12 protein-coding genes are annotated in these 9,792 nt (G+C 42.3%); 8 read left to right on the top strand and 4 right to left on the bottom strand.

Annotation, left to right across the window (positions count from 1 at the left end; genetic code table 11):
- The first annotated feature begins 217 nt into the window (after positions 1-217).
- Together IM319_RS05950 and IM319_RS05955 are read left to right on the top strand one after the other, a co-directional pair.
- Positions 218-3,283, top strand: a complete 3,066-nt coding sequence (locus IM319_RS05950) for an efflux RND transporter permease subunit (protein WP_287734993.1) — start codon at positions 218-220, stop codon at positions 3,281-3,283.
- A gap of 51 nt (positions 3,284-3,334) precedes the next feature.
- On the top strand, positions 3,335-4,327 hold the full coding sequence (locus IM319_RS05955) for an aldo/keto reductase (protein ID WP_287734994.1): 993 nt from the start codon (positions 3,335-3,337) through the stop codon (positions 4,325-4,327).
- Between the two features lie 213 nt (positions 4,328-4,540).
- On the opposite strand, the gene IM319_RS05960 is transcribed toward IM319_RS05955, so the two are convergent.
- Genes IM319_RS05960 through IM319_RS05970 form a run of 3 tightly spaced genes read right to left on the bottom strand, consistent with a single transcriptional unit; the run spans position 4,541 to position 6,932 of the window.
- On the bottom strand, positions 4,541-5,389 hold the full coding sequence (locus IM319_RS05960) for an ADP-ribosylglycohydrolase family protein (RefSeq protein WP_287686141.1): 849 nt from the start codon (positions 5,387-5,389) through the stop codon (positions 4,541-4,543).
- An 8-nt stretch (positions 5,390-5,397) separates the two neighbouring features.
- Positions 5,398-6,159, bottom strand: a complete 762-nt coding sequence (locus IM319_RS05965) for a helix-turn-helix domain-containing protein (RefSeq protein ID WP_286824413.1) — start codon at positions 6,157-6,159, stop codon at positions 5,398-5,400.
- Between the two features lie 26 nt (positions 6,160-6,185).
- On the bottom strand, positions 6,186-6,932 hold the full coding sequence (locus IM319_RS05970; protein ID WP_286824414.1) for a pseudouridine synthase: 747 nt from the start codon (positions 6,930-6,932) through the stop codon (positions 6,186-6,188).
- A 500-nt stretch (positions 6,933-7,432) separates the two neighbouring features.
- Between IM319_RS05970 and IM319_RS05975 the strand changes: the two genes are divergently transcribed.
- From IM319_RS05975 to tumE, 6 genes are all read left to right on the top strand, one after another.
- Complete coding sequence (locus IM319_RS05975; protein ID WP_158199940.1) at positions 7,433-7,684, top strand: hypothetical protein; 252 nt, start codon at positions 7,433-7,435, stop codon at positions 7,682-7,684.
- An 8-nt stretch (positions 7,685-7,692) separates the two neighbouring features.
- The gene (locus IM319_RS05980; RefSeq protein WP_287734995.1) at positions 7,693-8,124 is read left to right on the top strand and encodes a type II toxin-antitoxin system VapC family toxin; all 432 of its coding nucleotides are present in this window, start codon (positions 7,693-7,695) and stop codon (positions 8,122-8,124) included.
- A gap of 223 nt (positions 8,125-8,347) precedes the next feature.
- A complete protein-coding gene (locus IM319_RS05985; protein WP_287079683.1) occupies positions 8,348-8,548 on the top strand; it encodes a hypothetical protein in 201 nt (66 codons plus the stop codon).
- On the top strand, positions 8,535-8,681 hold the full coding sequence (locus IM319_RS05990) for a hypothetical protein (RefSeq protein WP_271973334.1): 147 nt from the start codon (positions 8,535-8,537) through the stop codon (positions 8,679-8,681). Before IM319_RS05985 ends, IM319_RS05990 begins: the two co-directional genes overlap by 14 nt.
- A gap of 48 nt (positions 8,682-8,729) precedes the next feature.
- Entirely contained in the window at positions 8,730-8,960 is a 231-nt protein-coding gene (gene tumA / locus IM319_RS05995; RefSeq protein ID WP_271973332.1) for an antitoxin TumA, read from the top strand.
- Positions 8,950-9,333, top strand: a complete 384-nt coding sequence (gene tumE / locus IM319_RS06000) for a toxin TumE (RefSeq protein WP_287734996.1) — start codon at positions 8,950-8,952, stop codon at positions 9,331-9,333. The genes tumA and tumE overlap by 11 nt, the downstream gene beginning before the upstream one ends.
- Before the next feature lie 122 nt (positions 9,334-9,455).
- Here tumE and IM319_RS06005 read toward each other — a convergent pair.
- Positions 9,456-9,792, bottom strand: a 337-nt coding sequence (locus IM319_RS06005) for a WD40 repeat domain-containing protein (protein ID WP_287734997.1), incomplete at its 5' end; no start/stop codon positions are given.

Genomic DNA, 9,792 nt, shown 5'->3' on the forward strand with positions numbered 1-9,792 from the left:
ATGAAAACTGCTATAAAGATAACTAACTAATTAACTTAAAACTTACATCTGATAACTGATAACTGATAACTGATAACTGATAACTTAAAACTTACATCTGATAACTGATAACTGATAACTGATAACTGATAACTGATAACTGATAACTGATAACTGATAACTGATAACTGATAACTGATAACTGATAACTGATAACTGATAACTGATAACTGAAATTATGGCTTTTAATATTTCTAATTGGTCTATCAAAAATCCCATTCCGACGATCCTGATCTCCCTGGTTATGGCCTTAATGGGATATATTGCCTTTCTAGGATTAGGGATCGATCGCTCTCCTAATATTGACATTCCGGCCGTGATTATCACCGTTAATCAAGCCGGCGCCGGTCCAGAGGAATTGGAAACTCAAGTCACCAAAAAAGTCGAGGATGCGGTGGCTGCTTTGGGTAATATCGATCAAATTACTTCTACCGTCAACGAAGGCAGCAGCAGCACCACCGTTAACTTTATCCTTGGCACTAACAGCGATCGCGCTACCAATGATGTACGCAATGCCATAGCGCAAATTCGACAGGATTTACCCCAAGATGCTAATGATCCAATTGTCCAACGTTTAGAATTTGCCGGGGGTGCAGTGATGAACTATACCATCTCCTCCCCGAAAAGATCGATCGCCGAATTAAGTGATCTAGTCGATCGTCAAATTGGCCGCGCTTTAACAGGAGTGCCGGGAGTAGCGCGAGTCAATCGGATTGGGGGAGTCGATCGAGAAGTGCGTGTAGATTTAGATCCTGGTCGTCTGATCGCCTACGGTATCACGGCTACGGCGGTTAATGACCAAATTCGTAGTTTTAATATTAATTTACCCGGAGGGCGATCGGAAATCGCTGGCAGTGAACAAACTGTCCGCACCCTCGGCAGCGCTGAAACTATCGAAGATTTAAGAAATTATCAAATCTCTTTACCTAACGGTGATACCGTCCCCTTAAGCAATTTAGGGACAGTTAGCGATAGTTCCAGTGATCCTCGACAAATGGCCCTCTTAGATGGGCAGCCAGTGGTGGGTTTTTCGATTTTACGGGGGACCGGCAGCACTTTGGTCACGGTAGAAACAGCAGTGCGTCAAGAAATCGAGAATTTAAAGAAAAAACTGCCCGAAGATCTTAAATTTCAATTAATTTTTACCCGTGCTGACTCAATTCGTGCTAGTTACGAAAGCCTTCTGAGCGATCTGATCATCGGTTGTATTATGACGGTGATCACGGTGGGTCTATTTTTAGGCAATTGGCGCGCCACGATTATCACGGGTTTAGCCCTGCCTTTGTCGATTTTCCCGACTTTTTGGGTGATGCAGGCCCTAAATTATACCCTTAACGGCATGACCCTACTGGCCTTAGCTTTAGCTTTGGGTAATCTTGTCGATGATGCGGTGTGTATGGTGGAGGACATCGATCAACATTTAGCTATGGGTAAAAAACCCTTGCAAGCGGCCTTTGATGCCTCAAAAGAGATTGGATTAGCCGTTTTAGCCAGTGCGGCGGCAATTATAGCGGTATTCCTGCCGGTTGCTTTTATGGGCGGTGTGCCGGGCCAATTCTTTCAACCTTTCGGCGTTACTGTGGCGGTTTCTACCCTATTTTCCAGTTTGATCGCTGTCACCGTCACCCCGATGTTAAGTGCCTATATTCTACAGCCGAAAAAGCTGAAAACCGGTGATAATAATCCCTCCTCGCGCCCGCGTTTTCGTCCCTACAAAAGTTTGTTAACTTGGGCCTTACGTCATCGAATCCTGACTTTATTGGCGGCTTTGGCCTTTTTTATCGGTAGTTTACAGTTAGTTCCCTTGATTCCAAAAGGGTTATTTAGTTCTGGGGATACCGGATTAAGTACGATCAGCCTAGAATTGCCTCCCGGTGCAACTTTGAATGATACTGTTGCCGTGGCTAATCAGGTGAATAGTTTACTGCAAAAAAATCCCGCCGTCGCTAATGTTTTGGCTATTCCGGGAGATTCGGGACGGGTAAATACGGGGTTAATATATGTTAATTTAGTTCCTAAGGAACAGCGATCGCTAACTCAACGGCAATTTGAGGAACAAACCCGCCGGGATTTCCAGAAGATACCAGGTGCTAGAGTGACTTTTCGAGCGCAGGGGGGAGCGGGAAGCACTAAAGATGTGGCTATAGTCCTTAAAAGTGAAAATGGCAATATTTTAACCCAAACTGCCCAAAAATTAGAGCGAGAAATGCGGGCATTACCCGGTTTTGTCGAGGTCAGTTCCGGGGTAAGTTTAGTTAAACCGGAGCTCATTATTCAACCAGATCCCGTCCGGGCTGCCGATCAGGGAGTCTCGGTCAGAGCGATCGCCCGTACTGCATCTTTGGCTTTAATCGGGGATAATGAGTTTAATTTAGCTAAATTTAACCTTGCTGACCGACAAATTCCCATCCGGGTGAAAATTGCCAATGATGGACGCAGTGAGATAGAAACTCTGCAAAATTTGCGCGTTCCTAGCAGTAATGGGACGTTAGTACCGCTTAACTCGGTGGCGACAATTAGCTTAGGTAGTGGACCTGCGGAAATTCAACGCTTTAACCGTCAACGTCAGGTTAATATTGGAGCTAATTTAGAGGGAGTTTCTTTGGGAAGTGCGGTGACACAAATTCGCGCTTTACCAACTATGAAAAACTTACCCCCAGAGGTGACAGAAGAACCCTTTGGTGATGCTCGTATTATGCGCGATATCTTTGCTCGTTTTTTGGGAGCGTTAAGTTTAGCAATTATTTCTATCTATGGGATTCTGGTCTTGTTGTATAACAATTTTCTCTATCCCCTAGCGATTTTAACTTCCCTTCCTTTATCGATTGGTGGCACTTTAATTGCTCTTTTAATTACCCAAAAAGAGTTAGGTTTATACGCTTTAATTGGCATAGTTTTACTGATGGGATTAGTCACTAAAAATGCGATTCTGTTAGTAGATTTTGCCCTGAGTGGCATTGAGGCAGGGAAACCGCAATTTAAGGCGATGATTGATTCGGGAGTCTCTCGTTTACGACCAATTATTATGACCTCCGTTTCCACAATTGCCGGGATGTTACCGATTGCTTTAGCTTTGGGTGCAGATGGTGAAATTCGCGCACCGATGGCGATTGCCGTTATTGGTGGTTTTACCACTTCCACCCTATTAACTTTGGTGGTTGTGCCGGTAATCTTTACTTATATCGATAGTTTTTACTATTGGTTGCGGGGATTATTTGTTAAACAAAAACCCAAGTCGATTTAGTAGTAAAATATCTCTCTGAAAGCTTGAGAAAAAACCCAGAGAAACTGACCCATGAATCCCTTGACAGTCACACATCAAACTCTATCCCTTCCCCCCATGGGCTGCGGTACTTGGGCCTGGGGAAATCGTCTTCTCTGGGGTTACGATGAAAGTATGGATAGCCAGTTACAAGCGGTTTTTAATCTCTGCGTCGAGCGGGGTGTCACTCTATTTGATACGGGAGACTCCTACGGGACAGGCAAACTCAACGGACAGAGTGAGAAGCTATTAGGACGCTTTACAGGGGAATATAGCGGTTATAACGCTGATCATATCCGTATTGCCACCAAACTCGCCCCTTATCCTTGGCGTTTAACCCGTCATGCCATGGTGAAAGCTTGTCAAGCTTCGGCAACCAGATTAGGCCGCCCAGTGGATTTAGTGCAAATGCACTGGTCAACGGGCAATTATGCGCCATGGCAGGAGGGAGGATTATTAGACGGATTGGGGGATTGTCTGGAAAAGGGGTTAGTTAAAGGAGTCGGTTTATCCAATTTTGGACCGAAAAGATTGAAGTCTGCCTATCAAAAGTTTGCCAGTCGCGGCATTCCTATTGCCAGTTTACAGGTACAGTATTCTCTCCTTTCTACCTATCCTCTCACTGACTTAGGATTAAAGGAACTATGTGATCAATTGGGCATTAAAATTATTGCCTATAGTCCCTTAGCTTTGGGGTTATTAACGGGGAAATATCGAGATAATAAAAACTTACCCCCAGGATTACGTCGCTTCCTTTTTGGTCAATTAATTACCGCTATTTCGCCTCTGATAAGTTGCCTAGAAGTTATCGCCCAAGCTAAAAATAAAACTATTAGCCAAGTTGCTTTAAATTGGTGTATCTGTAAGGGAACAATTCCTATCCCCGGAGCTAAAAATGTTCGGCAAGCTGAGGATAATTTAGGGGCTTTAGGATGGAGTTTAGACACAGGAGAAATAGCAGAATTAGATAAAATTGCCGCAGGTTTAGATAAAAAAATGGTACAAAATATCTTTCAAACTAAGTAGGGTTTGCTGAATAAATCTAAAAACCTTGTTGGATAATATTTTTAGGCTTTTTTGAAATCAAAAAGTGCCTTAGCTAGGAGTGTTCGGGGGGGAAATTTAGGCACTTTTTCCCTGAAAATTAGGTAGTTGACCACCTGAAAATCGGTAAAACCCATCCCCCCTCCCCCCAACCCCCACCCCCCAACCCCCACCGAAAAACCTTTTCAGCAGACCCTACTTATTTTGAGAGACCAATTTTAAGCTGGGACGGGGTTGGATTGTTCCCCCGTAAGCGACGGCAGTGTCAGGAGATAGGACAAGATGAGGAGATATCCCCAGGGAAATTCGATAGATTTCCCCAGCTTTATCCATTAATTGCTGTTTAACTGGCTCTTTCGGCAAATTTTGCCGCCAAGCTAGGGGAATACCCTCGATACCGTTGTACAATCCCGCCCAAATTCCCGCTAAAGTGGTGGTTAATTGCCGTTGATAGGGACTAGAATTAGCGCGACGCACGCTAACGGCGAAATCCTCGGTCGTTTGCAGAAAGGTATAGAGAGAAGCCGCGATCGCAATTCCTAAAGGTGAGATATCTTTCGCCCAAGCCGATAAAATGAACTCTAAGGGATGATTTTGCCCTAAAGCTGACTGAATCTGCTCTAATAGCTTATTCTTGGGCTTAATAGTTAGTAATTGCCCCATTAACTGATTTAAAGGCTTTTTCCCCTGTAATAACAGACCTACTGCCTCTCCCCAAATTATCGCTTCTTGTTGGGTTAACTCGGAAATTAAGCCCTTTTTCAGCCAAAAATTTAATCTAGCTTGCCAACGTTCCCTATAGTCAGGCCAGGTTAAAATCTCCGGCAACAGCACAAATAATAACGCCGATTCCGACTCTTGCTTGGCTGCGATCGCAATCTGCAAGTCTTCCTTAGATTGCAGAGCTTGCAAAAGCAGGGTCGTTCTTGGCGTAGCCTCATAGTTAAAGGCTGGTATTAGGGGCTGATTATGCAAGGATTCCCCAATATATGCCCCGATTAACCCTCCCTGAAGGCGATCGAGGGGTGAAAAAACCTTTTGCATAAATTAGCTCAATTTGCCCGGTAGGTGACTTCCTCGACTTTGCCCGGTTGCCCCAGTTGTTTAGCATTGGCATTATTAACAGCAACGTAAACCCCGCCAGCATTACCCGCCCTCACGGTTAATTCTCGGTTTGCTTGCCAAGTGCGATGGGTTCCTTGGGGCAGCACACCCTCAAATTCTGTCTTGCCATCCACCACCACCCGCAGCCAGCAGTCATCCTCCAGTTTTACCCCCACCACCAGCTGCTGATTATTGCTGGTTTTGTTGGCTACCGGTTGAAGGGGATTGCTTTTCGGTTGGACAATTTGCTGTTGTGGCAAGGAAGGCGGCGGTAAGCGATTCGATTGCAGTACCGATTTTTGCAGGACGTGGGATAGGGTTTGTACGGAACCAATAACTAAGATTAAATAAAGAAAATAGAGATGAATCGGGCGAATTTGAAGACGCGGCAGCGATAAAGACGGTTTTGTTCCCCTAAAAAAGTTATTTACCTTGGTGGGAAAACGTCGGCTAATCGTCTCACCATCCAAGGCGAGACTATCAGCAAATTGCTTGATTAACCAACGAATATAAATCGGCTCGGGCAATGCTTCCAAATCCCCCGCTTCCAGCGCTTCTAGGCGATGGCGCGGGATCAGGGTTTTCTGGGCAATTTCCTCGAGGGAAAGGGACTGTTCTAGGCGATTTTTTTGCAAATAAACGCCGATTTCCAGTAATTTGGTTCGCTGTTTATGCTGGGGATCGAGTTGTGATTGGAGAAGGCGAAACATATCGCTATTAGGGGCTGACTTTCAGCTTAGTTAATCTGGCTTGTTAAATATTTCAGTTCATCAAGGGTTAAAAAACGGTAATGACCCAAGGGTAAGGGGGAATTATTACCAGAGTTTAGTTGAATACGACCGATGGCACTGCGATGAAGTTTCAGGACGTGATAACCTAATTCTTCGGCTACACAGCGAATCTGCCGATTTCTTCCCTCCACTAAAATAACTTCTAGTAGGGTTTTTTGGTCGGTTTGCTTGAGTATCTCAACCTGTGCGGGTAAGGTTTTTTTTCCCTCTAAGAGGATACCTTCTCGCCAACGCTGGAGCGCAAGTCTATCAATCGCACCATCTAGCCAAACCCGATAGGTTTTGGGCAAATGATAACGGGGATGGGTGAGGGTGAGGGTGAGTTGACCGTCGTTGGTGAGGAGTAAAGCCCCAGTGGTGTTAATGTCCAACCTTCCTACGGGATGTAACCCTGTCTCGCTGGCGAGGGAGTCGGGCAAAAGGTCAATTACCGTCGGCCGGTTTTGTGGATCCTTACAGGTAGAAACCACACCAATGGGTTTGTTGATCAGTATATACAATCTTTGGGGACGATTGGCCGGTTCAATTTTTTTTCCGTCTATCTCTAGGTGATCTTTTTCGGGGTCGGCTTTTTCTCCTAACTGCACGATTTTGCCATTCCGTCTCACTCGTCCGGCCACGATCATCTCCTCCGCCCTTCTTCGGGAGGCAATTCCCCACTGGGCAAGGATTTTCTGGACTCTCTCCGCCATTTTTTTTTAGTTTTTAACCCTTTCTCTCTCCTATTATAGGCATCCTAAAAGGGTTTTTTCGCCCAAAAAGTGAAGAAAAACCGAATATCTCCGGCTGCCTCTTTGATTTTTTTTTCTGAAAACTTCTCAAAAAAAAAGGAGTGATCCCTTGACTTGGGCGGCGGCTTCGGTTATACTTTTCTTATAATGGGAATCTGTCTGTCTTTTCTGGAGTGCCACCACTCCATTATATATAAAGTCTTATAAAAATATTATTGCAAAAAGCCGTGAAAAAAGCAAGCAAAATTTTGCCGACAATTGTTAAAAAAGTCGGGCTAATTTTCCTTACGGATGATATGACTTTAAACGGGTTATTTCTCGGTTATCCAAGCGGTAAACTTTGATTGGGGATGAATTGGGGACGTAAGCGACGGAGTTTGCGTCTCTTTGTTATAATTCAAAGGCTAGGCTATAATAACTCTTCATAAACACCGATAATTTTAGTCAAAGATGTAAAAAAAATGAATATTCAACTCGTGGAATCTCTAGTTAATGCAATTAAATCCTTGTCCCTAGAAGAACAGGAATTGTTAGGAAAAAAACTCAAAGATCACCCCTCTTGGGAAATTGCATTAGAACGAATTGACGCAACTCGAAAAGCCATTTATGAACGTCGTCAGGGAAACCCATTTGAAACCGATGTTACTGAAATTATTCATCAAATGAGAGAAGAAAGAGATCGGCAATTGATGGAAGAAATTGTGAGTGAATAGAGAAAATAATGACTAATACATTTATCTGTGTTGATTCTAGTTTTATAGTTCGTTTAACAACGGTTGAATCTTCTGTAACAATGTATAGTCAACTCTGGCAAAAATGGATGACCGAGGAAAATTTAGTGATTGCGCCAACTTTATTATGTTACGAAGTCACTAACGTATTTCATCGTCTGAAAAAAGCTGGTCAAATTTTGGAGACAGAAGCGCAAACCCTCCTTACAGAAGTCTTAGATTTACCCATTCAGTTTCATGGATATCTTTACCTCCATTACCAAGCAATAGAAATTTCGCAAACCTTGAATCTTCCTGCTACTTATGATGCCCATTATCTAGTATTAGCTCAACGATTTCAAGCAAATTTATACACTAGCGATAAACGCTTATTTAACAGCGTTAAATCTTCTCTAAGTTGGGTTCATTTGGTTGAAGTGTAGATTTTTATTTTTTTCTCAATAGCTTTAGTTTTATTTAACCTGACAATTCAAGTCAGTATCGGTGATATTCGTACCAATACAGCTGGTTTAATCATTGCTACATCTTCCTCTGTCTGCTCTAGATAAACACCGATAATTTTAGTCAAAGATGTAAAAAAGGAAGAGCATTATTGTGAGAGGGTGTAATTAGTATAATTAAAGTAAAAATCATTCCAAGGTAGCCATGATTAAAAATATTAATGTAACTGGACTTAAACCTGAACAAATTCAGCAGATACAGGTACTTATTGCCGCATTTAAAGCTCAAAATCAACTCAATAAAGGTGAAACTGAAATTGATATGATTGAATACCTGTTGGAAAATCCTATAGAGGTTGATAATTTAGAATTTATGAAACGAGAAGAAATTTATGACAGAACTTAAAAATCATAGTTGTTTTGTTGATTCTAATATTTGGCTTTATGCTTTTTCCACTGATAAAAAAGAAGAAACTAAAAGAATAATTGGTGCGTTACGCTATCGCGCTTCGCACCCGACGATTTATGTTTTTGTTTGAGCGCGATCGTTTATAATCAAAATATCATTATTTTGGAGTAAAAGAAAAATGCGTAAACAGACCATTCAATATACATCATCTTTAGATGCTTTGATTGCTGTTGCCAAGCGACTTAGCGTCTATGAGAACCAACATAAAATGGATTCCGAAGATTTTTATAAAGAATACAATCAGGGAATATTGTCAGATGATATAATATTTATAGAATGGGCAAACGATTATCGTCATTACCTTGCTTTGCGTCAAGAATTAGAACAAAGATTAAATCATGATGCTTAAACTTTTATCTGATTACCTCAATCAAGTAGAGCAAGCAATTGTGCAGTGTGAAAATGCTTATGTAGAACGTTATCAAGAAGAAATACTGACATCACAAAGAGCTAATTTAAGAATTAGGTTACGTTTCAAGCAGACCCATTTATTAGAAATAAACGAAGCTATAGTAATCACAGACAATTACTTAGAATTCCTAGATTATCGTTACCATTTACAAGATGAAAAAAACAACCTAGTTTTTCGTTATGATAGTACCCCTCACTTTCCCAATCTCTCTACTTTTCCCCATCACAAGCATTTACCAAACGATGTAATTAGTTGTCACAAACCCGAAATTAATCAAGTCTTAAAAGAAGCAACAGAGTTATTGAGGTAAATAAAACGTTTTTAATGCGATCGCCGCTCTTGTAGGGTGCGTGTTTGTGACGATAATCTCTGAAAAAAAACCTAAATTAAGAATCGGCTGTAACAGAGCAACTTTATTATTAAATTGGTGGGCTAATTCTTTGTACTAATCCCATCACACAAATGCCTATCTTCCTCCCTGACATTAATATTATTCTGCAAATAAACCCGCACCCAAGCGCAACTACGTCCCATTAAAGCGCTTAAACCCCAGTCTGTCCCAAGATTCCAGAGTTTGATAGTCTTGTCAGCACTACCGCTCACCAATGTCTTGCCGTCGGGACTAAAATTAACGCTACTGACAGGGCTATCATGCCCTTTGAGGGTGCGGATTTCTTGGCCTGTTTCTACATTCCAGAGTTTGATAGTGTTGTCATCACTACCGCTCACCAATGTCTTGCCGTCGGGACTAAAATTAACGCTACTGACA

The organism is Microcystis sp. M113S1 (assembly GCF_020246945.1).
Classification (GTDB): Bacteria; Cyanobacteriota; Cyanobacteriia; order Cyanobacteriales; family Microcystaceae; genus Microcystis.